The sequence below is a fragment of the Desulfosporosinus youngiae DSM 17734 genome (genome assembly GCF_000244895.1).
Lineage (GTDB): Bacteria > Bacillota > Desulfitobacteriia > Desulfitobacteriales > Desulfitobacteriaceae > Desulfosporosinus > Desulfosporosinus youngiae.
Map to the genome: position 1 here is coordinate 394,764 of NZ_CM001441.1, position 23,268 is coordinate 418,031.

At 42.7% G+C, this 23,268-nt stretch carries 21 protein-coding genes; 18 read left to right on the forward strand and 3 right to left on the reverse strand.

The annotated features are described in order from the left end of the window. The first annotated feature begins 10 nt into the window (after positions 1 to 10). The 11 genes from DESYODRAFT_RS01960 to DESYODRAFT_RS02010 all read left to right on the forward strand — a co-directional run bounded on the left by DESYODRAFT_RS01960 (position 11) and on the right by DESYODRAFT_RS02010 (position 14,831). The gene (locus DESYODRAFT_RS01960; protein WP_007778741.1) at positions 11 to 898 is read left to right on the forward strand and encodes an NAD(P)-dependent oxidoreductase; all 888 of its coding nucleotides are present in this window, start codon (positions 11 to 13) and stop codon (positions 896 to 898) included. A gap of 41 nt (positions 899 to 939) precedes the next feature. Beyond that, entirely contained in the window at positions 940 to 2,361 is a 1,422-nt protein-coding gene (locus DESYODRAFT_RS01965) for an L-serine ammonia-lyase, iron-sulfur-dependent, subunit alpha (protein ID WP_007778744.1), read from the forward strand. 24 nt (positions 2,362 to 2,385) lie between these two features. After that, positions 2,386 to 4,230 carry a cobalamin-dependent protein gene (locus DESYODRAFT_RS01970; protein ID WP_007778746.1) on the forward strand — a complete coding sequence of 615 codons (1,845 nt, stop codon included), beginning with the start codon at positions 2,386 to 2,388 and terminating at the stop codon, positions 4,228 to 4,230. Position 4,231: 1 nt separating this feature from the next. Continuing rightward, positions 4,232 to 5,371: a 2-methylaconitate cis-trans isomerase PrpF family protein gene (locus tag DESYODRAFT_RS01975; protein ID WP_007778748.1), complete on the forward strand. Its 1,140-nt coding sequence runs from the start codon at positions 4,232 to 4,234 to the stop codon at positions 5,369 to 5,371. Between the two features lie 11 nt (positions 5,372 to 5,382). Further along, complete coding sequence (locus DESYODRAFT_RS01980) at positions 5,383 to 6,807, forward strand: glutamate mutase L (RefSeq protein WP_007778750.1); 1,425 nt, start codon at positions 5,383 to 5,385, stop codon at positions 6,805 to 6,807. Between the two features lie 24 nt (positions 6,808 to 6,831). Next, positions 6,832 to 7,698 (forward strand): isocitrate lyase/PEP mutase family protein, encoded by an 867-nt coding sequence (locus DESYODRAFT_RS01985; protein ID WP_007778751.1) that lies wholly within the window; start codon positions 6,832 to 6,834, stop codon positions 7,696 to 7,698. 594 nt (positions 7,699 to 8,292) lie between these two features. Beyond that, entirely contained in the window at positions 8,293 to 8,571 is a 279-nt protein-coding gene (locus tag DESYODRAFT_RS01990) for a hypothetical protein (RefSeq protein WP_007778754.1), read from the forward strand. Next, complete coding sequence (locus DESYODRAFT_RS01995) at positions 8,565 to 10,088, forward strand: sodium:solute symporter family protein (RefSeq protein WP_007778756.1); 1,524 nt, start codon at positions 8,565 to 8,567, stop codon at positions 10,086 to 10,088. Before DESYODRAFT_RS01990 ends, DESYODRAFT_RS01995 begins: the two co-directional genes overlap by 7 nt. A 241-nt stretch (positions 10,089 to 10,329) precedes the next feature. Continuing rightward, positions 10,330 to 11,664, forward strand: a complete 1,335-nt coding sequence (gene gdhA, locus DESYODRAFT_RS02000) for an NADP-specific glutamate dehydrogenase (protein ID WP_007778761.1) — start codon at positions 10,330 to 10,332, stop codon at positions 11,662 to 11,664. 121 nt (positions 11,665 to 11,785) lie between these two features. Further along, entirely contained in the window at positions 11,786 to 12,694 is a 909-nt protein-coding gene (locus tag DESYODRAFT_RS02005) for a DMT family transporter (protein ID WP_007778763.1), read from the forward strand. A gap of 61 nt (positions 12,695 to 12,755) precedes the next feature. Continuing rightward, positions 12,756 to 14,831 (forward strand): methyl-accepting chemotaxis protein, encoded by a 2,076-nt coding sequence (locus DESYODRAFT_RS02010; RefSeq protein WP_007778765.1) that lies wholly within the window; start codon positions 12,756 to 12,758, stop codon positions 14,829 to 14,831. A gap of 87 nt (positions 14,832 to 14,918) precedes the next feature. On the opposite strand, the gene DESYODRAFT_RS02015 is transcribed toward DESYODRAFT_RS02010, so the two are convergent. Next, positions 14,919 to 15,329 (reverse strand): YsnF/AvaK domain-containing protein, encoded by a 411-nt coding sequence (locus tag DESYODRAFT_RS02015; RefSeq protein WP_007778767.1) that lies wholly within the window; start codon positions 15,327 to 15,329, stop codon positions 14,919 to 14,921. Positions 15,330 to 15,396: 67 nt separating this feature from the next. Next, positions 15,397 to 15,888: a YsnF/AvaK domain-containing protein gene (locus DESYODRAFT_RS02020; RefSeq protein WP_007778769.1), complete on the reverse strand. Its 492-nt coding sequence runs from the start codon at positions 15,886 to 15,888 to the stop codon at positions 15,397 to 15,399. A gap of 148 nt (positions 15,889 to 16,036) precedes the next feature. Between DESYODRAFT_RS02020 and DESYODRAFT_RS02025 the strand changes: the two genes are divergently transcribed. Beyond that, positions 16,037 to 16,216 (forward strand): hypothetical protein, encoded by a 180-nt coding sequence (locus DESYODRAFT_RS02025; RefSeq protein WP_007778772.1) that lies wholly within the window; start codon positions 16,037 to 16,039, stop codon positions 16,214 to 16,216. A gap of 109 nt (positions 16,217 to 16,325) precedes the next feature. Here the strand turns inward: DESYODRAFT_RS02025 and DESYODRAFT_RS02030 are convergent, their stop codons facing one another. Next, positions 16,326 to 16,802: a DUF456 domain-containing protein gene (locus tag DESYODRAFT_RS02030; protein ID WP_007778774.1), complete on the reverse strand. Its 477-nt coding sequence runs from the start codon at positions 16,800 to 16,802 to the stop codon at positions 16,326 to 16,328. Between the two features lie 302 nt (positions 16,803 to 17,104). Between DESYODRAFT_RS02030 and speE the strand changes: the two genes are divergently transcribed. The 6 genes from speE (at position 17,105) to DESYODRAFT_RS02060 (ending at position 22,883) form a co-directional block, all read left to right on the forward strand. After that, the gene (speE, locus tag DESYODRAFT_RS02035) at positions 17,105 to 17,968 is read left to right on the forward strand and encodes a polyamine aminopropyltransferase (RefSeq protein ID WP_007778776.1); all 864 of its coding nucleotides are present in this window, start codon (positions 17,105 to 17,107) and stop codon (positions 17,966 to 17,968) included. 493 nt (positions 17,969 to 18,461) lie between these two features. Next, the gene (hflX, locus tag DESYODRAFT_RS02040) at positions 18,462 to 19,721 is read left to right on the forward strand and encodes a GTPase HflX (RefSeq protein WP_007778778.1); all 1,260 of its coding nucleotides are present in this window, start codon (positions 18,462 to 18,464) and stop codon (positions 19,719 to 19,721) included. Between the two features lie 365 nt (positions 19,722 to 20,086). Continuing rightward, positions 20,087 to 21,148 (forward strand): FAD:protein FMN transferase, encoded by a 1,062-nt coding sequence (locus tag DESYODRAFT_RS02045; RefSeq protein ID WP_007778780.1) that lies wholly within the window; start codon positions 20,087 to 20,089, stop codon positions 21,146 to 21,148. A 35-nt stretch (positions 21,149 to 21,183) separates the two neighbouring features. Next, entirely contained in the window at positions 21,184 to 21,561 is a 378-nt protein-coding gene (locus DESYODRAFT_RS02050; protein ID WP_007778781.1) for a NusG domain II-containing protein, read from the forward strand. Then, on the forward strand, positions 21,561 to 22,076 hold the full coding sequence (locus DESYODRAFT_RS02055; protein ID WP_007778783.1) for a Gx transporter family protein: 516 nt from the start codon (positions 21,561 to 21,563) through the stop codon (positions 22,074 to 22,076). The genes DESYODRAFT_RS02050 and DESYODRAFT_RS02055 overlap by 1 nt, the downstream gene beginning before the upstream one ends. A 24-nt stretch (positions 22,077 to 22,100) precedes the next feature. After that, positions 22,101 to 22,883 (forward strand): energy-coupling factor transporter transmembrane component T family protein, encoded by a 783-nt coding sequence (locus tag DESYODRAFT_RS02060; protein WP_007778785.1) that lies wholly within the window; start codon positions 22,101 to 22,103, stop codon positions 22,881 to 22,883. Positions 22,884 to 23,268: the final 385 nt, after the last annotated feature.

Below are 23,268 nucleotides of genomic sequence, written 5' to 3' on the forward strand. Positions count from 1 at the left end.
GGAAAATAATGTGCGTGTAGGATTTATCGGTATTGGTGCGATGGGGAAGCCTATGGCGGCCAATATTTTAAAGGCTGGCTATGGATTAGTTGTCAATGATGTTAATGCCGAAGCCGTGAAAGAATTAGTCTCCCTCGGTGCCGACAGTGCAGCGACTCCGCAAGAATTAGCCCGGTCGGTGGATGTGGTGATTACGATGCTGCCGAATGGAGGGATTGTGGAACAGATTCTATTAGGGGCACAGGGAGTTTTTGCCGGAGCTAAGCCGGGATTTGCCATTATTGATATGTCCAGCGTTTCGCCGGGTTTTACCCGCAAGATGGCTAAGCTTGCTGAAGAAAGAGAGATAGGCTACTTAGATGCGCCTGTGAGCGGTGGTGTTAAAGGAGCCGCAGAAGGCACTCTGACAATTATGCTTGGAGGGAATGCGGAACTGGTTGCCAAGTATCGTCCTTTACTCGAGGTTATGGGCAAGAAACTATATCATGTTGGTGAAGTAGGTGCCGGGGATTCTGTTAAGATCGTCAATAACTTATTATTGGGGATTAATATGACAGCGGCGGCCGAGGCGTTTGCTTTGGGCACAAAACTAGGGATTGCCCCACAGGTTTTACTCGATGTTATCAGTGTGAGCTCGGGAAACAGTTATGCGCTAACGGCTAAAATGCCGAACTTTGTATTCAAGAGGAATTTTGCACCGGGGTTTGCCGTTGATTTACAGTATAAGGATTTGGAACTGGCCACCCAAACGGCCAAAGAACTAAACGTCCCTTTAATGCTGACCAACATTGCTCAACAAGTTTTTGAACAAGCAAGGGCTAAAGGTTTAGGCCGTGAGGATATTTCGGCCGTCATTAAATTATTGGAAGAAATGTTGGATATTGAAGTTAAAGCCTAGATTAAGGCCTATAAGGACTAAACATGAGCTGGGGGATTTTTATGGAGAAGATTCAAGAAATGGTAAAAGCGAAAGGATTTCAATTCGGCAGTTTGTCCTTGGGCCAGACGGTCGAGATTGCTGCAGAGTCCGGACTCCGGGTAAGTGATGTCGTAATAGCCGAAGCCATGTTTGAGAATTATATGACAAAGGAAGAGGTCATGGATGCGGTCTTAAATTCCTTCGCCCATAATCTTTACGCTTTAAACTCGGGCATTACGACCGGATCGAGTTTCCTACTTGGTGAAGTTCCGCAGGAACTGGCGGAACGTGATTTTGCCAAGCGGTTAACCGATGATGATTTGGTTAATAAAATAGTTGTTTATACCTTAGGTGCGCAAGTGGGAAATCATACCTGCGGGTTGCAGCCTTGTGCAGGGACGGGTGATTCTTGTACTTATACGGGACTCTATCGGGCTCTTAAAGACGTTATTGAGGATAAAGAAGAATTAGCCAGGATAGTCGCCGTGATGCTTAAAGTAGGAACCATCTTCCGCGCGGGCAAAACTTCAACCGGATGCAATATGGAAGGGTTCGGAGCCGGCGCCGCTGCGACAGCAGCTACGCTTGTCGAGTTTTATCAAGGCACTCCGGAAGCAATGGCCAAGGCTGTTGTACTGGCCTTGTCACCAACCATAGGGAATCCCTGTACGCCACGGGTGATGGTTGCGGGACTCTGTGCAACTCATATCGGCGGGGGAGTAGTTATCGGGAATCTCGCGGCCAATCTGGCCCTTAAGACCAATATTCCCGTCAATGTACCGGTGGATGTTATGATTGCTATGGCGGCTGCCGTTCATCCTGTATCAGCGAAACAAATTGTGCCTGTTGTGATTAAGTATATGCAGCCCTTTTTTAAAACCAATCTGGATGTGGAATATTTTGTCGATGAGGGTATTAAGGACGAAGAGCGGAACGTGATTCAGGAAACCATGACCCTTGCTTTAAATGAGGCCCAAGCTTTAGCGGCGAAAGCGAATTCTATTATTAAGCCCTTTGGCGAAGCCGTCGTTGGCGGAAGCAGTCAAGCGGTGGGTTCACCGACTAATACGGCACGGATTGCTCATGCTTTGACAAAAGGTGAGATTAAGGGCGTTAAGATCGACTTGTATCCCGAACTTTTTGCCCGCCGGGGGATCAATGTCCCCGGTATTCTCATGGGAGCTGTCTTAGGAGCAAGCACGGATAATGGCAAGGCTTATAAAGATATTATACGCCAGGTGCGTGAGAAAAAGATTAAGGTTGAAATTAACCAAGTGAATGAATCTCAATTACAGCGCGTAACAATCGAAGCGACAAAACAGGGGTCCATGGTTGAAGCCCTTAATCGTGGGGGGGCGCGCCTCGCACTTAAAAAAGCAACCCCTTCTTTGGAAGAGGCTTACAAAGCTGCCCAACGTCTGGGGATTGTTCTTGTCGATTGATTTGGTTAAGAGGAGGCGTACTAAATGCAGGAGCGGACAAAGCAAATTATCCGCGAAGACTATGAACGGGTACAAGCTTATGAACGGGTTTTCGGAGTAGAAATGCCCAAGGTTCTCGAGGATGGTTCTATTAGTGGTTTGCCGGAGCCCTTTCCCCGGGTTGTCAATGGGGTTGAACGAAGTGGTTACCGCATCGCTGAATTAGGGCGGCTTGCCGCTCAGTCGGGGATACCCGTCCAAAACCCGATTCTAGGCAGAAACACTGCGGAAGAAACCTATAAAGAGTCCTTGGAAATGTACAAGGTTGCTGAGGAGTTGGGGATAACCCTATTTCAATTTGTGCATTCCGAGGCAACACGACATATTGATCCCTTAAATGGGGCGGAGCTGATTGAGCAATCAAGGGGTAAGGGCGGAATTACTCCGCTTGGGGAACGTGAATTTGTGGCTGCGGGCGGCGGATCGAAACACCCCTTGCGCATCAATGCCACGGGAGATACGCCTCATTTATCGATTATCAATTCTTTAATGGCAGGATTTGATGGGACGGACATCGGCCCGGTTATCCATGTCCACTTCGGAGGTCGCGGGATTCACGATTATAAGACAAAAGTTATTAATGGCTATAAAGCCTTACAGATTTGCGCTGAAAACAATATTTTTGTGCAAACAGACTCCCATAAGCACCTTAATAATATTGGCGGAACCGATGGCATGGCTTTAGCAATGTGTTTACTTGCCGAAGGATTGGCTATTCATGCGGGTCTGCCCAGGGGGCTAAGCGCAATTCAAATGAATGTCGGCGGGATTAATCTTCTGGCCGATTTAGCGGTGATGAGGGCCTTTAAAAAGGTGATGTGGAGTGAATTCCTAATTGTTGTACCAGAAACCTTCCAAAACCCGCCGGCTGATCTTATTGCTGAGCAGGCCCACTTTGCCCGCATGGCCTTAAGCGCCAAACTTGGCGGTGCGAACTTCTACCGGCCTAAAGCAGCAGAAAATGTGGGGATTCCGACCGGTGCATCAATGGCCAAGGCCATCTGGGCAACTCAAAACGTATTTGAAAACACGGCCTCTATTACGATTAATGATCCGGAAATCGATCGCCGTGAAGCTGAGATACTTGATGAGGCAATGGCTGTATTAGCAAGGGTTTTCGGACTTAAGGAGCTTCATCCTGAAGAGATCAGGCCGGAGTTCTGGTTAAAGTATGGGGATATGGAGCTGGTCGATCTCATTGTAGCGGCCGGTAAAAAGGGAATCCTTGATGCTCCTAATGCCGGGGGATGGGATTTAAAACGAGGCGTAAAGACCCATCGGGATAAAGATGGCATCAAGCGGTATGTGCCTGGTTATGGACCCGTTGGAATCCCTCAGGATAAATTAGCGTTTACCCAAGAGTCGATAAGAGTCAAGGGGAAACCGGTAATAACTCAAAAAGAAAAGGTTCTTTTAGCGACAGTGGGAGCTGATGCTCACGTTGTAGGGATTAACATGATTCGTGAGGCATTTGAACAAGCAGGATATGAAGTGATCTATCTGCGCGGAATGAATTTGCCGGAGACCGTAGCTGAGGTCGCTGCAGAGGCAAAAGTTGATGTCGTGGGAGTCAGCAACCTGTTGGGCTTGGGGCAAATCCTCTTTAATCGCGTGGAACAACGACTTAAAGAACTGGGGATCCGGGATGAGGTCATTTTAATGGGTGGTGGCCGAATCGCGGAGAAAGAAGAAGAACATGCTCAGGTCCAAGAGAAGATTAAAAACGAAGGCACCCGTTTCCTCGGTGTAGACGGATTCTTCGGACCGGGTACTGATCCCCGGGAAGCTATTATTTGGGTTCAGGAAAGAGTGGAAGGGAGACGAAAATAAAATGAGTGAACAACGTCGGATCCGCTGCACAATTTTGCGCTGTGGCACAAGTAAAGGGATTTTTCTCATGGAGAATGATTTGGCAACGGATTCTCAAAAACGGGATCAAGAAATTCTCGCGATTTTCGGAAGCCCTGACGTAAGACAAATCAATGGATTAGGAGGAGCGGATCCTTTAACAAGCAAGCTTGCCATTATTGCTCCCTCCACACGCCCCGATGCCGACGTCAACTATACGTTCGGTCAAGTGAGTTTCACGGATACCTTCGTGGATTATTCCGGGAACTGCGGCAATATTTCTTCCGGGGTGGGTCCCTTTGCTATTGATGAAGGCCTGATCTGGGCAGTAGAACCAATTACGACCGTGCGCATTCACAATACAAATACGGGAAAGATTTTAGTTGCTGAGGTCCCTGTGAGAAATGGAAAGGCTCAAGTAGCGGGAGATTATCAAATTGCCGGGGTTCCGGGCAGCGGGGCTAAAATCATGTTGGACTTTGCCGGCACAGCGGGCTCGGCCACCGATAAGGTATTACCCACGGGTAAAGCCAGAGATACCTTGAATATTGAAGGGTTCGGGCAATTAGAGGCCTCGATCGTAGATGTTGCCAACCCAATGGTTTTTGTCAGAGCGAAAGATCTGGGATTAACGGGAATTGAAACACCTGCAGAAATTAATGGCAACCAAGAAATGTTGGGTCTCTTAGAGAAAATTCGCGGCAAGGCGGCAACCATGATTGGTATGGCTAAAGATGAAGCGGATGCCTTGAAGCACAGTCCCGCTTTCCCGATGATTGCTTTCGTGAGTGAACCTCAGGATTACGCCGATTTTACGACGGGAAGGATGATTCGTGCGGATCAAGTCGATTTCGTATCCCGGCTGATGTATATGCAAGTCATGCACAAGACCTACGCAGGGACAGGAACGACCTGTACCGGTGCAGCGGCGAAAATTCCGGGGACAATTGCCTATGAAGTCTGTCAGGCAAAATCCTCGGAAGTTCGTATCGGTCACCCTGCGGGAGTCATTGAGATCGAGGTCGAAGTTGAAGCGAAGGCCGCTGAACTACAGGTCAAAAGAGCTGCTTTCGGTCGGACGGCGCGGCGCATTATGGATGGATATGTCTACATCTTAGAATAGGAGAGAACAACATGATCGAGGTAAGCTTTCTTGTTTATGATGTTGGGAGCACCTATACCAAACTATCCGCCTTTAATCGAAATGGAAATTTGTTAGAGTTTGTTGGGCGTTCTCAAGCACCGACGACTGTACAAAATATAGAAATCGGCTTAAATAACGCAAGAAGTAATCTCGAGAAGGTTTTGGGCTCAGGTCCAATTTCGGCCCGGTTTACTCTGGCCACAAGTTCGGCAGCAGGGGGCCTGCGAATGGTGGCGATGGGATACATGCCGCGTGTGACTGCGAAGGCGGCCAAAGAAGTCGCAATGAGTGCCGGAGCCAGAGTTTTAGAGATAATTTCTTTTGAAACGCCGGTTGATTTTCGCTTACAAATTCTCAAAGAAATCAAACCCGATATTATTTTGCTGGCAGGCGGCACCGATGGAGGGGACCAGGAATCCCTTTTTGAGAATGCAAAAGTGATTGTTCAAGCGGAATCCTCCGGGGTCGTGATCATCGCGGGGAATAATGAAGCTCAGGCAAAGGTTGAGGAAATCCTTGAGTCCGGCGGCATTCGGACGCAACGTGTCCCTAATGTCATGCCCACCATTCATGAACTAAAGGTCAAACCCGCCCGTGAGGCGATTCATCAGGAGTTTATCCGTCAAATTACCCGGGCAAAAGGGTTAGGGGCGCTCTTAGAGAAGGTATCCAACCGCAAAGTAATTCCTACCCCTGGCGCGGTTTTGATGGCCGCGGAACTTTTGGCGATGGGCACTCCGGAGCAGGATGGTTTAGACGGGCTCTTAGTTATTGACCTTGGGGGGGCTACCACGGATGTTCACTCCGTACTTCCGAGCTTAGCGAAATTAAGCAATGAAGAAAAGGGCCTTGTGATTTCCAATGAAAAGCAGGTTTCTTATCGTACGGTCGAAGGAAACTTAGGTTTAAGAGTGAGTGCGACGGGAATCGTCGAAACTGCCGGCGCGAGCGGGGTTTTAGCTAAAGTTGGCTTAGAGGGTGAAGAGTTAAGCAAAGAACTAATAAATTATGTACATTTTTTAGAAAGTGAACCTGAGCATCTAAGCAGCGGCGATCAGGAGCACATTTTTGATAAGGCACTGGCAATTACGGCGATTGAACTGGCTTTAAAACGGCATGCAGGGTATTTGGCCCAGGGTTTTGATCCGGTAATGGGCATTATTCCGGGCTCCCCGGTCGGGCGGGATTTGCGAAGGGTTGAACGAGTGATTATTGTGGGCGGAATTTTCGCCCATGCTTCGGAAGAACAAAGCCGGGAAATCGTCAAAAAGGCTCTCGCCAATCCGGGAATTTCGTTATTGCCCCATGATCCCGCGATTATCGTCGATAAGAACTATCTTCTTTACACGGTAGGGGCTATCGCCCAGGACCACGCCAACGATGCTTTAGCGTTAGCGCTGGATTTTTTTAACTAATAAGAGAATTAAGGGGAGTTTGAAATGAGTAAAGGGAAAGTATTAAGAGAACTGATCGCAGCAAAGGAGATCCTCGTTGCACCGGGAGCACATGATGCCTTGACTGCGAAAATTATTGAAAAGAGCGGTTTTAATGCCGTTTATATGACCGGTTATGGTCAGGCTGCCAGTCACTTAGGAATGCCCGATGTTGGCTTATTGAGCATGACAGAAATGCTTTCCAGAGCTAATAACTTTGCCAGTGCGGTAAAGATACCCGTTATTGCTGATGGAGATACAGGGTTTGGCAACGCTGTTAATGTGATGCGTACGGTCAGACAATATGAAATGGCCGGTGCAGCAGCAATTCAATTGGAAGATCAGGTAGCACCGAAACGATGTGGACATATGATAGGGCGGCAGGTTATTTCCAAGGAGGAAATGGTGGGTAAAATCAAGGCTGCAGTTGAGGCACGTGAGAATCCGGACTTCGTTATTATTGCCCGTACAGACTCCCGAACCGTTCATGGAATTGAAGAAGCCATTCAAAGAGGGAAAGCTTATCAAGAAGCCGGTGCTGATGTCTTGTTCATTGAGTCGCCGGAATCGGTTGAAGAAATGAAAGCAATAACATCAAGTTTTGATATACCTGTACTTGCCAATATGGTTGAGGGTGGGCGGACCCCGCTTCTTTCGTCCAAAGAGCTTGAGGAGCTGGGTTTTAACCTGGTGATTTTCCCGACGGCTTCCACCTATATTACAGCCCAGGCAATGAAAAACTTGATGGAGGAAATCAGGGACAAGGGAACAACTAAGGATCTAGTGGGTCAAATGATTCCATTTGAGGAATTTAATCAATTTATTGGCTTAGCAGAAATACGTCAATTGGAGTCAAAATATATATTAGATTAACTTGGCTTTGTCGAAAGCTTTGTAGGACTTGTGTTACCATCATTTTGGAGGGATCCCTTCCTTTCGATTGGCGTGTTTAGTTACCTACCAATTCTCGTACAGGAAGGGCATTCCTCTTTTTTGCTAAAAAATTCAGGACGGGATTTAGGGCCAGAGTGTTGGTATTCCTGGGTTAGGACATTGTACTTAGCGGAAACAAGATTAAAGAAAAAGGAATACCTTAATCCTTTTCATATTTAAGATGTTTATTTCAAATATGAAATAAACATCTTAAATGGAACCCTCTAAAACCCAGGATATTCTCAAATCATTTCATTTGTGAACTATAATCCTGTTGAGTGGGTAAAAAAATTGTTATACTGAGCCCAAAAAGCCTAGAAAATGCAGGATTATTATCGAAATATTCGATACAAATTGGCATGAAAATTGCAAATACTATAAATACCTTAAATTATCAGTATTCTATGCAAGGGAAATTTAAGGAATGATTTAAGAAGATGATCATAAAGGAGTGAGCGACACAAAACATCCGTAAAAACCCTTTAGTAAGGCTTCTGTAAATGAAGATGTTTAAGATGTAAGGGAGGATACACGATGGCTAAAAAGCAGGAAGCTTATAAAAGAACCGAAAAATGGTGGTTAGGCTCAGTAATCTTTTTCTATGCCCTATACAATTTACCTGGGGTTCCCAATTATCATGATCCAAAGGCCGCACTTATTCACGGGGCACTGACAATTATACCGCTTTGGATTGTTACTTATGTTGGATTGGTTGTCGTCAATAAGCAAAGAAAGCTGAAAAATACGACCGAAGCCGTTGGGGCTAAAAGTGATGATAACTCGGCTAAAAATAAGGAGGGTGCAGCATGCTAAGCGTTGTAACTACCTGGGCATTATATGTTATTTATATGGGTGCCCTCGTTGGCTTCGGAATTTATATGTGGTGGCGTAATCGAAATGCATCCGCCAATGAGTATTATACAGCAAACAACCAGATTCATTGGTTCGTTCTTTGTATGACCTATATTGCTGCACTAATGAGTACCTGGGTATTTTTCTCAGGGCCAGGAGGTTACTATCGGGGCGGGTTCGGGTATTTTATGTCAGAGCTCAGTTATATGCCTTTGTTCCCCGTTCTGACGTATTTTGTCATGAACAAGGTATGGCTGTTAAACACTCAAAGAAACTATACAACTCCGGCGGATATTTACTATGATCGTTTTCGGAGTCCTGTTTTAAGGTTGATTTTAGCTCTAGTATTCTTTAGCGTATCCTTACCGTATGCTGCGGCAATTTATATTGCCTGTGGTCAGGCTGCACAAATCGCCAGTGGTGGAGCGGTTTCCTATAATGCAGTGGTTATATTTGTCGGATTGACGGCGTTGTTATTTATTCCTTTCGGCGGCGTAAAATCTGTAGCCTTTGCAGCGACAGTTCAAGGTTGGATTTTCATGGTTGCGTTGTGGGTAATCGGCATAGCAGGATTGAAATATGGGTATGGCGGCAATCTTCCAGCTGCTATTTCGAACGTATGGAATAATGTGAGTTCATGGTTTTCTTATCCCGGCCCGGACAATTGGGTTCCGTATTCCGCCCGGTTTGGCTATCCGTTAGCTTGTGCAATCGGTTGGACGATTATGTTGCCGGATGTCTTTATTCGAGCGGGCTACATGGGTAAAGATCTTGGAGCCCAAAGAAAACTGATGGCCTATCAACCGATTCTTCAGATTATCGTTTGGTCGGGAACCATGTTTATCGGATTTGTAGCTATTGCTTTACTCCCGGGGTTAAAAGGCAGTGAGACAGAACTCGTAATTCCTTTATTGATTGAAAAAGTCATCTCTCCACATACGATTGGCGGTGCCGCACTTTTAATGGGAATTTTCGTATGGGGTGCTTTAGCAAAAGGGTTATCAGCGGCAACATCTCACCTTCTCGTGGCAGGCTCGATCATTTCTGAAGATATTTTAGCGAACACATTCAAGTTGAAAGTTAAGCCGAGTGTTCATACGACGATTGCGCGTTGTTCCGTAGCACTTCTGGGCTTAGCCGCTCTAGGGCTCGCACTCAAGCCGCCCGAATTAATTTGGACCTTGATTATGTTTGCTATTGCAGTGGTTATGCCGATGTTTCCCGTCCTTGTCGGGGCACTCTACTGGAGAAGAGCAACAGCCCCCGCAGCCACTATTGCTTCGGCCGTTGGGGTTATCGGTGTATTGCTTACGTATAAGTTTGGATATGGGGATAGCTGGTATGGAGTCTTTGGTATGCTGATTTCACTGGTCCTTTTTGTCGGAATCAGCTTAGTAACGAAACCAACGGACGAAAATGTTCTGGACGAGTTTTATGGAGCTCTTGAAACGGCGGAATCAAAATATTATGCGAATTAAAATGGTTTAACAAAAATTATTAAGCAGATCGGGGTAAGGATATCCCGATCTGCTTATCCGATCCGGCCCCGATAGGGTATTATCAAGTATTTCCCCCTATCCAAGGGGCCTTATTTGATAGTCTTATTTTCTTACCTAGTTGCTGAGGCAAATTTAGTACGGCCTTGTGTTTTAGTAATAATTTAAGATGCTAATTTCTACGATAATGAACATTTCAGTGAAATTGAGGGAGGAACTATTAATGTCCTACGTTCAAGGTGTCCTTGAAGAAGCAATCAAACGCAATCCAAATGAAGTTGAATTTCATCAAACACTTAAGGAAGTACTTACTTCTCTCGAACCAGTTTTTTCAAAGCGTCCCCAATACGTAAAAACCGGAATACTTGAAAGGTTAGTTGAACCGGAAAGGCAAATCATTTTCCGAGTTCCCTGGGTTGACGATCAGGGCAATTTACAAGTTAACCGTGGTTTCAGAGTACAATTCAATAGTGCAATCGGACCTTACAAAGGGGGACTGCGCTTTCATCCATCCGTTAATTTAGGCATCATGAAATTCCTTGGCTTTGAACAAATCTTTAAAAACTCCTTAACCGGTCTTCCTATTGGCGGGGGTAAAGGCGGCAGCGACTTTGACCCTAAAGGTAAGTCAGAGCGGGAAGTCATGGTATTTTGCCAAAGCTTCATGAATGAAATTTATCGTCATATTGATGCAGACACTGACGTGCCTGCCGGAGATATCGGAGTAGGTGGCCGGGAAGTTGGCTATATGTTCGGTCAGTATAAAAAACTTGCCAATAAATTTACGGGTGTACTTACCGGAAAAGGTCTCACCTTTGGCGGAAGTTTAACGAGAACGGAAGCAACGGGTTATGGAGTCATCTATTTTATGGATCAAGCCTTAAAGGCCCAAGGCAAATCCTTTGCCGGTGCAACCACGGTCGTATCGGGTTCCGGAAATGTCGCTATCTACGCTGTAGAGAAAGCTCAGCAATTAGGCGCCAAAGTCGTTGCTATGAGCGACTCTGACGGATACATTTATGATCCGAAGGGTATCAATATCGGCACCATTAAACAACTCAAAGAAGTTGAACGGAAACGCATCAGTGAATATGCCAATATTCACCCAACCGCCGAGTTCCATGAAGGATGTTCAGGTATATGGACGATTGCTTGTGACATTGCCCTCCCTTGCGCTACCCAAAATGAAGTGACTGAGGAGGCTGCCAGAAGCCTTATTGCCGGCGGCTGCTATGCTGTCGGTGAAGGCTCGAATATGTCCTCGACTCTCGAAGCCATTGAATATATTCAAAGCAAAAATGTCCTGTTTGCACCCAGTAAAGCAGCTAACGCAGGCGGTGTCGCCGTATCTGCTCTGGAAATGTCTCAAAACAGCATGCGCTATTCCTGGACCTTTGAAGAAGTCGATACTAAACTTCAAACTATTATGGCCAATATCTTTAAAAACTCGAATGAAGCTGCTAAAGAATTCGGATATGAAGGAAATCTCGTTGCCGGTGCCAATATCGCTGGCTTCCTGAAAGTTGCCGAAGCCATGTTGGCACAAGGAATTGTTTAAGAAAAAGTGAGCGGGGAGGAAGGGCAGCCTTTAGTTGATTGGCCGACCTCCCGCACTGTGCGTACCATCAGGCTGAAGATATAGTTATAACAATGATTCTATTATGAAGGAAGCAACAGACTTGAACGATTCTATTATGTTAAACAAGCGATGGAAAGGTGCTGCAGCTGTTTTATTATCAGCTGCCAGCTTTGCCTTGTCATCAATTTTATATAAAATAGCCTTTCGTGCTGAACTAACCCCTGCTCAGGTTCTTGCTGCCCACACATGGATTGCTTCGGGATTACTTACAGTATATGTAATCTTATTTCAGCGTAATATCCTGCGTTTGAATTGGAGTATACTTGGGGCTATGGCCATTGCCGGATTATTAGGAAAGCTTGGTACGAACATTTTATTCGCTTCCTCTCTTCAGTATTTGCCAGCATCCTTAGCTACTTTGCTACTCTACCTCTATGTGGTTTTTGTCATAGCTTCAAGGATAATTTTTCTTAAAAAGAAGACGAACCTTGTGGAGGGAATAGCTTCATTAATAGTTTTGATGGGTGCCTTCTTAGCAAGCGGAATTATGTTTAATGCAGAGTCTATGTCACTCATAGGTGTTTTTATAGCTTTAGGAGCGGCTTTCTGCTATACCATCTACAATATTTTGGGCGAAGTATTTCTCGGCAAAATCTCTCCTCTGGCGGTGATGTTTTATACCCAATGGTTTTCAGCACTGGGACTTTTGGGATATCTGGGAAAAGAGGTTACTAAAATACCTTGGGGTAATCCCAGTCTATGGCTTATAGGGGCAGCAATGGCTTTTATTTGTTCCATTTTGCCGTTTTATTTGATCTTGTATGGTATTGCAAGAATTGGTTCTAGTAAAGCATCTATTCTTAGCACCTTAGAGTTGCCTTTGGCGTATATATTAAGCGGAATTTTGTTAGGGGAACTGCCAACCTGGAACCAAACACTGGGTGGCTTATTCGTGTTGATCGGAATAGTTTTTTCGAATTTCCGGAAAAGGGTGCACATAGAGAATTAAACGATCGATAATGGCAAATCCGCCGAAAGACGGGGACGCGAAGCTATAGAGGGGGATCCTTATGAAGACAAGTGATCTAGGTTTTTCAGGCATGAGGACTAAATTAATGATGATTTTTTTAATCTTAGTTATTGTGCCGATCGCTTTTATCAGCTATGGAGTAAATAGTTATGTTAAAAATCAGGTTCTGGATAACTTTGTCATTTCAACAACCAAAGAAATTACTCAGGTAAACAATATGATTAATACCTTTTTTGCCTCAGTAAGCGATAACTGTGATTTGCTGGCCAATGATGCTGCTGTTGAAAAGGCAGATCAAACGATTACCACATATATAAATAAAAAAGGTGACGGAACTAAAATGACACCGTCCCAAAACGGAGGCATTGAACAAGAAATATATAATAGTTTTTTAAGGTATGCACAAACGCACCCTAATACCGCTTATTTATACATGGGGACAACCCATGGAGGATATATTCAATGGCCTGAAAGTAAAGTTGCGGATAATTATGACCCAAGAGAACGGCTCTGGTATAAAACCGCTATGAATAATAAAGGCAAGGTAGTCAGGACTGCTCCTTATTACTATGAGACGGATAATTCAACGTATGTTGATACCGTAAAGACTATTTCCAATAATTCAGGAGAAATTATGGGGGTCCAAGTACTTAGTATAAGCTTAAATAGGATCACAGAAGAGATTAAAACTATTAAAGTTGGAAAAACCGGTTATCTAATGTTAGTGGATAGTGATGGGACAATTATTGCCAATCCTAATAAACCTGAGTACAATTTTAAGAAGATTTCGGAGTTAGACATCCATGAATTAAATAAAATTACAGAAATTAATTCCGATTACTTCTATGCCAATATTGATAAGCAAAGGAATATTGTCAATGTATATACGTCTCCTGAAACAAATTGGAAATTTGTTGCGATAATCCCGGAAGTGGAAGCGATGGCAAGTGCCAGTCAGATTCAGAAAACGATTGTCATTTTGGCCCTTATTTTTGTTGCTGCAGGTTTGTTGGCTGCGTTTATTATTTCTAAAAAAATTGCCAAACCTATAGCTGTAACGGCTTCATATTTGGATACGATGAAAACGGGTGATTTCAGCAAGGAATTTCCTGAAAATCTCTTGCGCAGGAAGGATGAAATAGGAGTTTTGGGAAAGGCTGTAAAGGATATGTGTCATGACATAGGAAATTTGATAAAACAAGTTAAAGATTCTTCAGGTATGGTAAGGAATACCTCAAATTTTCTGACAGACATGACTACGCATACAGACGACGCTACCAAGGAAGTTGTAGGGGCCGTCCGACAGATAGCCCTTGCAGCTGCTGAACAGGCCAGGGAGTTGGAGATTAGTTCCTCAAAAACCAATGAATTAGCTGAGCGCATAGAAATCGTTAGTAAATCTGTTGAGGAAATGGGGAAAATATCCTCACAAACAAGCGGGCTGAATTTAAAGGGTTTAAATATTATGAAATCACTGATCGATAAATCAGTGGCTACAAAAGAGTCGGCTCAACAAGTGAATGATTTAGTACTTGGAATGGATAAGATGTCGGGGGAAATCAGTGCCATAACGGAAACTATTCGTCAAATTGCCGAGCAAACTAATCTCCTGGCTCTAAATGCGGCTATCGAAGCGGCTCGTGCCGGAGAGCATGGAAGGGGATTTGCAGTTGTAGCTGAAGAAGTAAGGAAGCTTGCTGAGGAATCCGGAAATGCTACAAAGGATATTAATAAGCTAATCGGAAACCTTCAGAATCAAACGAAAGATGTTGTTTTGGCAACGAAGAAATTGATTAACTTCACCAATGAACAAGAGAACTCCGTCAATGAGACTGAAGAGATTTTCCGTGAAACCGAAAACGGAATAGGAGTATTAGATATAAAAGTCGCAGAAGTAAAGGAACAAAATAGGCAGATGGAAGAAAAAAAGGATATGCTTATTAGTTCCATAGATAACATTTCGGCCGTATCTGAAGAAACCGCCGCCAGCACTGAGGAAGTTTCCGCCTCTATGGACGAACAAGCGGCTGCTATTGAACAAATTACTAGATATTCAACAGAGTTAAAAAGTCTGGCCGGAAATCTACAAAGGCTAATTGAGAAATTTGTCATTTAAGGGAATGTAAATTATTTTGGGTAAGGAATTTTTGCCTAGAAGGAAATTTAGTTGGCCGATTCAAATCAGGTGGTTCGTCTAAAGTCATTAAATGTCAGTGAATTTAATAGTTGGTACTTCATGCTTTAATGTCAATTCGATATGGTTTATATCCTCTATCTGACGTTTATAGACGGAAACATCTTCTAAATCAACCCAGTGTTTGGTAAATGCTACCTGTTCTTCCCCTAAAAGTATGCGAATAATCTCTGGTGCAGCCAGGTTGGCAGGGGCTGCAGAAAAAAGGTCTTTTTTTTCGATTACGAGTTCTTCGCGCTTAACCGGCACAGTGAAATTCTTTTCCTGAGTGTAAGTTTCTCTATAAATTTTCACCTCTCCCGTTTGTAGCCACTTTTTGATTATCTTGAGCTGTTCTGCTTTAATCTGAAGGGCTGCATCTTCATTCGAGCAACTGCCTTGAAATGGTGAGTCCGTTTCCAATGATGACTTGTCTTCCACTTTTGTCCCCCCATTTAGAGAACCACCTCACCAATCATGGGTACGATGGGTGAGGTGGTTTTAGTTGTTATTGTAATTGCTGATCTGTTACATTCTCGATTACATCGGGATTACCATATTTATTAACCCTGGCCTCTTCATGTCTAAGAGTTTCATCGATATGCTTAGTATCTTCTACAATATTCTTGTGAGCTAAAACCTCTCCTGTTACAACGGTATATTTATCCACAGTAACCGTTTCCTGACTAACGGGAATCCGTATGGTTTCTTCGTTAGTAATAGGTGAATCCGTCGCTTCGTTATTTAAAACTCTTCTTTCAATAACGATTTCTTCACGCATTACAGGAATATCAACCGTTCTTTGTTCCTCAATGATTTCCTTACTAAGTTCTACTTCACCTGTTTGTACTCTGTCTTTTTCGATATTGAGTTCCTCTTTGCGGAGAAGCAGTTTTGCATCATCAACAGCAGTATTCGTTTGATCTTTAATCTCTTCCCGAGTCTCTCCTTGTATTTCGTCAGCATTTCCATTTCCAAAAATATCATTTAAGATTCCCATAATTATATTAATACCTCCTTGTTTTATCCCTTTGAAGTTCACTATTTATATTGCCCGCCAAAAGAACAATCTATGAAATGAAATTCTTGCTGATTTTTGGTACAATAACGGGAAGAATAAACTAAATACCTTGAAAGGGATGATTAATATGAGTCTTAAAGAAGATGTGTTAAATGCAATGAGAGATGCAGGAAAACCGGTAAGCGCGGGAGAAATTGAGAAATTAACGGGACTTGACCGAAAAGAAATTGATAAAGCATTTAAAGAATTAAAAAAGGACAATTCAATTACTTCTCCTGTAAGATGCAAATGGGAACCAACGAACTGAACAAAAAGCAAGAAAACTCCTGTTGCGGATTAAGGTTTGTAATCAGCAACAGGAGTAAATAGTTTTAGTGATATTTAAAAGCATCCCATAAATCAAGAATCTTACTGTGTTAAATGCGCATAAAGAAATAGACAATCATTAAGATTTCAGCACATAGTTTTAAGACCGTTCCACCGAGGATACCAATAAGAGTGCCAAATCCAACCCGGATTGCTTGATTGAGTTCTATTCCTCGCACTAATTCAGCTATAACAGCACCTAAGAAGGGACCAATGACGATACCTAAAGGACCGAAGGAAATTATACCAAAGATTGTGCCGATGACTGCCCCCCAGGCTGCCTGTTTACTGCCATTGGAACGCCGTGTGCCGGCAGCAGAGGCCAGAAAATCTATGGAAAAAATTAAGATCAGCACGAGTGCTTGCAAGAGAAAGAAATTGACATCGAGTGATGCGAACTTAGTCATGAAGCCGTACAGAAGCATTCCGCCGTAAATTAGAACGGCACCAGGCAGAATAGGGAGTATAGTCCCCAGCAGACCGGCTATAAATAGAATGATCGATAAGATTAGAGCTGTTGTCTCCAATTTCGTTGCCTCCTTTAGCAAGGAAAGTAAATGAGACGGACCCAAGCTGAAGTTGTATCTTGCTAAGAATAGCATATCATAAGACATGAAGTCCCGGCAATCTTAAAAGGACTAAATTTAGACCAGAAGTTTTGCGACAAACAACTTTGGTGTTATAATAAAGTTGTTTGATCGATATTCTTGGGCGTTGACAACATAAGAAGATAGAGCATAAGAAGACAGATAGGTTAGAAATAAAACAGATCGCTTGGGAATAAAATAACAAATCGGCAAGGATTATCATGTAATGAAAGGTGTTAATAATGAATATCAAATTACCGGCCTATTTTTCCAAGAAAGGTCATGACTTATGGTTAACTGAAGACGAACGTGAGGATTTGAAAATAAGTTACCGAATTAAAGAAATTCTTTATGAAGAACAATCTGAGTTTCAACATGTTATGATCCTGGATTCCTATAGCTTTGGACGTATGCTCGTTTTAGATGGTATTGTCCAGACCACTTCTTTAGATGGGTACATCTATAACGAGATGATTTCTCATATACCCCTATCCATCCATCCTGATCCAAGACGAGTGCTAATTATAGGTGGCGGAGATTGTGGGGTGGCCAGAGAAGTATGTAAGTATCGTTCTGTTGAACGGATTGATATGGCTGAAATTGATAAACTGGTGGTTGAAGCCTGCCTGAAACATTTGCCGGAAGTATCAGGGCGTTTGTCTGATCCACGAGTTCAGTTCATTTTTGATGATGGGGTAAAATTTGTCTTGAACAAAGTAAATGAATACGATGTAATTATCGTTGATTCATCCGACCCTATCGGACCGGCAAAGAGTCTTTTTGAAAAAAGTTTCTATCAAAGCTTACACAAGGCTTTAAAAAAGGACGGCTTAATGGTTTGTCAAAGCCAGTCTCCGATTTTCCATGCTGAAGTCATGAAGCAAACGTTCCAACGGATCAGGAGTCTTTTTGCTGACGTAAAATTATATACGGCCGTTGTCCCTACTTATCCCGGCGGATTATGGAGTTTTACCCTGGGATTAAAGCGTTCTGCCGCTCCAAATCCGGAAAAGCTAAATGAAAATGATACACATTATGTCAATAAACAGATCATTGAGAGATGCTTTTCACTACCTCAATTTATGCGTGATCAATTGAACCACTAGTTTGCTGCGACGGTTAAATTAAGGGATAGCAGCTGATATGGGTATCAAAATGAAGTTTGGCGTGTTATACTTAAAGTAATGTTATTGAATGGAGGGTTGTCTTAAAATGGGTATTTGGTATATTAGATTTCGATTTGCTACTTTATGCAACTAATTGAATAGTGCTTAAAGGCTCTGCCTATGTGTAGGGTAATCGGGATTGGTATGCCTATTTTTAAGACGCCTTATTAACGATATATGGAAGTTCGTTAAAGAGGGAGGGATAAATATACCCTCTTTTTGTGTATCTTGCTAATGAATATAATCTTCTTAAAGAGTCTGGTTCTTGAAACGTTCCGCAACATCTTTCTGAGAAGATCTATATAATTGGTAAAAATGCTTGTTTTTCTATATTACTAAGGGGTTCTTTCGTCTTTTATTCGGCATCTCCCGTTTACTCAATGCACAGGTAATCAGCCTGTGTATTTTTGTTATCACAAATGGGGGTATAGATATGCGACAAAAGCAAAAAGCGATTCTCGTGGGAGTTAACCTTAACAACCAGCAGGACTTTACAAACTCAATGAAGGAATTATCTAACCTGGCTGAGGCTTGTGAGATAGAGGTAGTTGGCGAAAAGAGCCAAAACTTGAATAGTGTGATAAAAGCTTATTATATAGGTAAAGGAAAACTACAAGAAGTATTGGCGCTAATCCAAGAGAAGAAGGCTGATATGGTGATTTTCAATGATGAACTGTCTCCTTCACAAATCCGCAACCTGGAGGCCACGCTAAAATGTAAGGTAATAGACCGTACGGTACTGATTTTGGACATTTTTGCTCAGAGGGCTAGAACCAGAGAAGCTCAACTACAGGTAGAGGTAGCCAAACTTCAATATATGCTTCCGCGGCTGATTGGCTCCGGAGAATCGTTGGGCCGTCAGGGGGGAGGAGCCGGCCTTAAAAACAGAGGCTCAGGAGAGACTAAACTAGAGCTTGATCGCAGAAAGATTGAAGAAAGAATCAGCAGCTTGAACAAAGAATTAGAGATACTTGTAGCTCAACGTCAAAACCAACGGAAACGACGTAAGAAGAAAGAAATACCTGTGATTGCCTTAGTAGGATATACGAATACAGGCAAGTCAACGATTATGAATGTCATGCTGGATCTGTTTAATCCAACAAGCGAAAAGCAGGTGTTTGAAAAAAATATGTTGTTTGCCACCTTAGAAACCTCGGTGAGGAGTATTGAATTACCGGATAATAAGACCTTTTTGTTAACTGATACCGTAGGGTTTATTAGTAAATTGCCTCACCATCTGGTAAAGGCCTTTCGCTCAACGTTAGAAGAAGTTGCGGAAGCTGATCTTCTGATTCATGTCGTTGATTACTCAAATCCTTTTTATAAGGAACAGATTGAGGTTACGAAGGAGACCTTAAAGGAGCTTGGAGCAGATAATATCCCTGTGATTTATGCTTATAACAAAACTGATTTAGCAGAGGTTGAAATTCCAAAGGGTGCTGAAGATAATGTATACCTTTCAGCTAAGAGAAAAACGGGGATTGATGATTTAGTCGGGGCAATCAGGGAAAAGGCTTTCGCACATTATGTTTGCTGCGAAATGCTGATTCCCTATGACAAAGGAAAGGTTGTATCCTATTTTAATGATAATGCCACGATTAAATCAACCGTGTATGAAAGCAATGGGGTATTGATTTCTATGGAGTGCAAGGAAGCCGATTATGAACGATATCATCAATATTGCCTAGTATGAATATAAGCAAATGGCAAAAGAAGCATTGGAGGCTTAACTTAAGGTTATCAAGAAATTATAGTTTAGTTGGCTGCATTTAACGAAACCGGTTGAGGTGAATTGATATCACCTTGACCGGTTTTTGTGTTGACATATACAGTCCGACTGACTATATTGACTGTAGTCGGAACTAAAAATTGGAGTTGTGAACCTGTCCCTGTGTTTCGCCAGTTGGAGTGTATCGTCTTACATATTTCGACAATAATCGTTTTATTATATCTAATTGTGTGCTATATTTTAAAGATGACAGGGTGAAGCAATCGAAGAGCTTACGCTAACTGCGTGAGCTTCAGTATATAAATGCTAATTATTGAGAAGGGAATGAAATGTTGTTGAAGTTTAAAAACCGGAATAGAAAAGGTTGGGCTGCTATAGTGCTGGTGATCCTGGCGGCAGGAATATTAACAGCTTGCAACTCGGACAAGAATGAATCGTTTGAAGCTGACGGCTTTGCTATGGGGACGGTCATTTCCCAAAAGGTTTATGGAGTAAAAGGACAAGCTGTAATGGATGAGGTTATGGAAAAGATAAACTATCTGGACGGACTCTTAACCTTTAATGCCCCGGAAGGGGACATATTCAATCTGAACCAAAATGCAGGAATAAAGAATGTGGAATTGAATCCTGAAACTGTCAAGATAATAAAAAAGGCTCAACAAGTATCTGAACTGAGCAACGGGGCTTTTGATGTCACCATAGGGCCGGTGGTTAAAAGCTGGGGAATAGGAACCGAGCAAGAACATATTCCGGGCAATGAAGAATTGCAAAAATTACTCTCCTTAGTTAATTACCAGGATATTTATATAAATGAATCATCCGTCGGACTGAAAAGGGCCGGGCAAATGGTTGATCTTGGGGGTATTGCCAAAGGCTATGCAGGAGATGTTGCTAAGGAGATTTATAAAGAGAAAGGTATCCATTCCGCGTATATTAACCTGGGCGGGAATGTCGTAACCGTAGGAAATAAGCCCGATGGAAGTCCTTGGAAGGCAGGCATTCGTAATCCGCGGCCTGTAGGGCAACAGAGCGGACAAGTCGTGGGGATTGTTAAGGTAACTGATAAAGCGGTGGTAACTGCAGGGGATGAACAAAGATACTTTGAAAAAGATGGTCAACGCTATCATCATATTCTTGACCCAAAGACAGGGTATCCGGCCAAATCGGATTTGATGAGCGTTACTTTGGTCACAGATTCTTCGTTGGAGGCAGATGCTCTTGATACAGCGGTCTTTATCTTAGGGTTGGAGAAAGGTAAGGAACTTCTCCGTCAGTATGGGGGTGTTGAGGCTGTTTTTATTACGACGGATAAAAAGATCTATGTTACTGAAGGGTTGAAAGGGAACTTTGAGTTTCATGATGAAAGCAAGCAATTTGAGTATATTGAGTAGAGCTATAACAGAAAAAAGGAGGCAGGATTCCTAAGATGAAGGCAAAACGTGGATTCAAAAAGGGTGACATAGTTCTGGTGTTATTCATTGGAATTATAGCCTTAATCCCTCTGTTATCGACCTTTCTCGCTGACGGAGGCAAGCCAGGCGATGAGCTGATAGCAGTGATCAGCCGGGACGGAAAGCGTGTGAAGGAAATTGACCTCAATAAGGTAGAGGAGCCTCAATATATTAAGTTCGAAGACGGTCTTAAGGTTACTATTTTAGCGGAAAAGGGACAGATAAAGTTTTTAGAAGCTGATTGTCCCGATAAAATATGTATCAAAACCGGATTATTGACTAAGCGGGGCGATAAAGCGGTTTGCCTGCCTAGTAAAACAATCGTGACAATTGAAGGCGAAGGTACTGAGTAATGAATAAAAATAGAAAGTATGCCTTGATCATAATTCTAGTCACCAATGCCATTATAATCTCATTTTTGGAATCCTTTATTCCTATACCGATTCCTATACCAGGTGTTAAGCTGGGATTAGGAAATATAATCACCATGATTGGGATTGCTTTTCTCGGTTTTAAAGATGTCCTTTTTATTGTGATTGTGCGCAGTTTTGTTGTAGCGGTCCTGACGAGGGGAGTTATGATGCTGGCCTTTAGTTTAACAGGCGGCATTTTGAGCGCTGTGATCATGTGGCTGCTCTATAAAAAGTTCTCAAGCTTCTTTAGTATCAAGGGTATAAGCATTGCCGGAGCAATCGTTCATAGTACGGCACAAGTCGTGGTTGCAGCGATGATCTTAGGGCAGACTGTCGTTTTGCTTTATTTGCCTATTCTCTTAGTCTCCTCCGTAGTAACGGGTTTAATCACGGGAAGCATTGCTGAACTATCGATCAATGAAGTCAGAAAAAAAGGGGTTTTCGAGGATGGATAATTCGCGGAGAGAGTTATGTGAGCTATGTTGAACAATTCAACGTTAAGCAGTTCAAAACCTCAAAAAGACGCTGAATCCTGGGACATGGATGGGCTTATTAAGTTTATCTTAGCTATGGTTCTTTCTATTATGCCGTTTATAGTTCATGAGCGGATGAGTTTTGGAATTCTGGCAGTCTATTTATTGATAGTGACCTTAGTCTCTAAAATTAAATTACGAATCTTAATTATCAGTGCTGCCTCATATGGAATTATTGTTTTGATTCCTTACCTTTTTGGACTATTAATGAACAGCCTTTTATACACCTTCGCTGATATTCAATTCTCAGATCAAGGGTCGTACGAAATATTAATAAGACTGTTTAGATTGTTAGTCATCTGGTATGTCAGTATCCTGTATTTTCATACAACCCCGATGAAAACGGTGCTTGGGTTGGTGGATAAACTTTTTACCCCGTTGAAGTTAGTGGGTATTCCAGTTAAAGACTATTTAAACGTAGTTATGTGTATTGTTTTAGAACTCAAAGAGACGGGAGCTGAAGTGACCAAGGGTTTAGGAGAACGTATGCGTTCAGTCACGGGGGAGGGCAAGAAAAGGTTTAAAATAAATATCAAGGGGATATCCCAAATTATCGTTTCTTTGATTGTTAATTCCTTTGATAAATTGGATAAGATAGAGCACTTGGTTGAAAAGGTCAATCCGGAGGATTTATATAATTACAGGTTTAAACTATCTAAAAACGATCTGATTGGAGTACTAAGCTTTATTGCGCTGACAGCGGTAGTTTTGATGATTGAAAAGGGGTAAGTGTCCATTTGAATATTAAATACTTTAAAACTCCCGTTGCCTGGAATCATTAAGATCCAAAGCCCGGGGGTTTTTTGTATCCGTGATTTTGCTTTAAAATTCGTTCTGGCTAGGGGTAGTTATTATCACCCTGCTACTTTGTGGATTCTATGGTCCAAACTACCACAAATTTCGCACAAAATATTACAAATAATTATCTAAACTACACTATTCGACATAATTATTATTTATACACTGTTTATTGACAAAATGATATAGTATTTGCTATTCTCATAGGGAGCTGAAGATTGTTAAGAGAAGTACAAGAACTTGGCTAATTATTGACTTCTATAGCAAGCGAATTCATGCTCCTAAAAGTGGCTGGCTATCAAGTCGAAAGATGTTA

What these genes read in the sequence shown, in the direction of transcription:
- DESYODRAFT_RS01965 (WP_007778744.1), top strand. Translation starts at nt 940, where the DNA reads ATGGAGAAGATTCAAGAAATGGTAAAAGCGAAAGGATTTCAATTCGGC.
- DESYODRAFT_RS01970 (WP_007778746.1), top strand. Translation starts at nt 2,386, where the DNA reads ATGCAGGAGCGGACAAAGCAAATTATCCGCGAAGACTATGAACGGGTA.
- DESYODRAFT_RS01975 (WP_007778748.1), top strand. Translation starts at nt 4,232, where the DNA reads ATGAGTGAACAACGTCGGATCCGCTGCACAATTTTGCGCTGTGGCACA.
- DESYODRAFT_RS01980 (WP_007778750.1), top strand. Translation starts at nt 5,383, where the DNA reads ATGATCGAGGTAAGCTTTCTTGTTTATGATGTTGGGAGCACCTATACC.
- DESYODRAFT_RS01985 (WP_007778751.1), top strand. Translation starts at nt 6,832, where the DNA reads ATGAGTAAAGGGAAAGTATTAAGAGAACTGATCGCAGCAAAGGAGATC.
- DESYODRAFT_RS01990 (WP_007778754.1), top strand. Translation starts at nt 8,293, where the DNA reads ATGGCTAAAAAGCAGGAAGCTTATAAAAGAACCGAAAAATGGTGGTTA.
- DESYODRAFT_RS01995 (WP_007778756.1), top strand. Translation starts at nt 8,565, where the DNA reads ATGCTAAGCGTTGTAACTACCTGGGCATTATATGTTATTTATATGGGT.
- gdhA (WP_007778761.1), top strand. Translation starts at nt 10,330, where the DNA reads ATGTCCTACGTTCAAGGTGTCCTTGAAGAAGCAATCAAACGCAATCCA.
- DESYODRAFT_RS02010 (WP_007778765.1), top strand. Translation starts at nt 12,756, where the DNA reads ATGAAGACAAGTGATCTAGGTTTTTCAGGCATGAGGACTAAATTAATG.
- DESYODRAFT_RS02020 (WP_007778769.1), bottom strand. Translation starts at nt 15,888, where the DNA reads ATGGGAATCTTAAATGATATTTTTGGAAATGGAAATGCTGACGAAATA.
- DESYODRAFT_RS02025 (WP_007778772.1), top strand. Translation starts at nt 16,037, where the DNA reads ATGAGTCTTAAAGAAGATGTGTTAAATGCAATGAGAGATGCAGGAAAA.
- speE (WP_007778776.1), top strand. Translation starts at nt 17,105, where the DNA reads ATGAATATCAAATTACCGGCCTATTTTTCCAAGAAAGGTCATGACTTA.
- hflX (WP_007778778.1), top strand. Translation starts at nt 18,462, where the DNA reads ATGCGACAAAAGCAAAAAGCGATTCTCGTGGGAGTTAACCTTAACAAC.
- DESYODRAFT_RS02045 (WP_007778780.1), top strand. Translation starts at nt 20,087, where the DNA reads ATGTTGTTGAAGTTTAAAAACCGGAATAGAAAAGGTTGGGCTGCTATA.
- DESYODRAFT_RS02050 (WP_007778781.1), top strand. Translation starts at nt 21,184, where the DNA reads ATGAAGGCAAAACGTGGATTCAAAAAGGGTGACATAGTTCTGGTGTTA.
- DESYODRAFT_RS02055 (WP_007778783.1), top strand. Translation starts at nt 21,561, where the DNA reads ATGAATAAAAATAGAAAGTATGCCTTGATCATAATTCTAGTCACCAAT.
- DESYODRAFT_RS02060 (WP_007778785.1), top strand. Translation starts at nt 22,101, where the DNA reads ATGTTGAACAATTCAACGTTAAGCAGTTCAAAACCTCAAAAAGACGCT.